Origin of the sequence: Mesorhizobium sp. M8A.F.Ca.ET.165.01.1.1 (genome assembly GCF_004792065.1) — a bacterium.
Classification (GTDB): Bacteria; Pseudomonadota; Alphaproteobacteria; order Rhizobiales; family Rhizobiaceae; genus Mesorhizobium.
This window is the reverse complement of record NZ_SRTH01000269.1, coordinates 1-280: the sequence shown is the minus strand read 5'-3', so window position 1 is coordinate 280 and position 280 is coordinate 1. Positions and strand designations below refer to the sequence as shown.

Annotated in this window: 1 pseudogene; it reads right to left on the bottom strand. The window is 58.6% G+C overall.

Annotated features, from left to right (window positions below):
* Window positions 1–280, bottom strand: a pseudogene (locus tag EN808_RS36050) (adenylate/guanylate cyclase domain-containing protein); the annotation flags it as partial.

Genomic DNA, 280 nt, shown 5'->3' with positions numbered 1-280 from the left:
GCGAGCAGCGGGCGACGGCAGCCGCGACGTTGGCGCTGCGATACGGACCCAACTGAAGAGACGTGGTGAAATCCACCTCCTTCTCGACCGTATAGATCAGGCGACCTGATTTGGGATCGGCAATCATGAGATCGAAAAAGCCGACCGTGGTAGCCGCCGCGCGCATCAATGGATGGTATATGGCGTGCAGCCTGGAGTATTCGCTTCCATCGCCGGAGTCGTCGAGAAGCTTGCGCCGCTCCGCGGGGTTCGGATTTTCATCAATGTAGTGATACTGCAG